Annotated in this window: 1 protein-coding gene; it reads left to right on the top strand. The window is 64.2% G+C overall.

Annotated features, from left to right (window positions below):
- Positions 1 to 1,373, top strand: a 1,373-nt coding sequence (locus CAG44_RS27320; RefSeq protein WP_085693503.1) for an acetolactate synthase large subunit, incomplete at both ends; no start/stop codon positions are given.

The raw sequence follows: 1,373 nt of genomic DNA, 5'->3' as shown, positions 1-1,373 counted from the left end.
GGCATGCCGATGATGATGATCACCGGCCAGAAGCCGATCAAGAAGTCCAAGCAGGGCCGTTTCCAGATCATCGACGTGTGCGGCATGATGGACCCCATCACCAAGTACACCCACCAGTTCGCCTCCGCCGACAACATCCCTTCGCGCATGCGCGAAGCCTTCCGCCTGGCTGAAGAAGAAAAGCCGGGGGCCGTGCACCTGGAGCTGCCGGAAGACATCGCCGCCGAGCAGACCGACGCACTGCCGATCCCGCCAAGCCTGCACCGCCGTCCGCTGGCCGAGCACGTGGCGATCGACGCTGCCGTGCAAAAGCTGCTGAACGCCCGCAACCCGATCCTGGTGATCGGCGCCGGCGCCAACCGCAAGATGACCGCCAAGGTCCTCAAGCAGCTGATCGACAAGACCGGCATCCCGTTCATCACCACCCAGATGGGCAAAGGTGTGGTCGACGAGCGTCACCCGCGCTTCCTGGGCAACGCCGCGCTGTCGTCGGGTGACTTCGTGCACCGCGCCGTCGAAGCTGCCGACCTGATCGTCAACATCGGCCACGACGTGATCGAGAAGCCACCGTTCTTCATGGTCCGTGGCGGCACCGAGGTCATCCACATCAACTTCCGCTCCGCCGAAGTCGATGCCGTGTACTTCCCGCAGGTGGAAGTGATCGGCGACATCGCCAACGCCGTATGGCAGATCAGCGAAGCGCTGAACGACACATCGCACTGGGACTTCACCCGCCTGATGGCCATCCGTGAAGCCAACGAAGCACAGATCGCCGAAGGTGCCGACGACAACCGCTTCCCGGTCTACCCGCAGCGCATGGTCGCCGACATCCGTCGCGTGCTGCCGTCCGAAGGCATCGTTGCCCTGGACAACGGCATCTACAAGATCTGGTTCGCCCGCAACTACAAGGCGCACAAGCCGAACACCGTACTGCTGGACAACGCCCTGGCGACCATGGGCGCCGGCCTGCCATCGGCCATGGCCGCGCACCTGGTGCACCCGGACCGCCCGGTGATTTCGGTTTGCGGCGACGGCGGCTTCATGATGAACAGCCAGGAGCTGGAAACTGCGGTACGCCTGGGCATGCACATCACCGTGGTGATCCTGCGTGACGACGGCTACGGCATGATCCGCTGGAAGCAGGCGAACATGGGCTTCACCGATTTCGGCCTGGACTACGGCAACCCGGACTTCGTCAAGTACGCCGAAGCCTACGGTGCCAACGGCCACCGCGTGGAAAGCGCCGAAGGCCTGCTGCCGCTGCTCGAGCACTGCATCAAGACCCCGGGCGTGCACGTGATCGACTGCCCGGTCGATTACAGCGAGAACGACCGCATCCTCAACAGCGAGCTGCGTGAGCGCGCGCTGGCGGT

Origin of the sequence: Pseudomonas sp. B13(2017) (assembly GCF_002113245.1) — a bacterium.
GTDB lineage: Bacteria > Pseudomonadota > Gammaproteobacteria > Pseudomonadales > Pseudomonadaceae > Aquipseudomonas > Aquipseudomonas putida_Z.
This window is presented reverse-complemented; position numbering and strand designations above follow the sequence as displayed.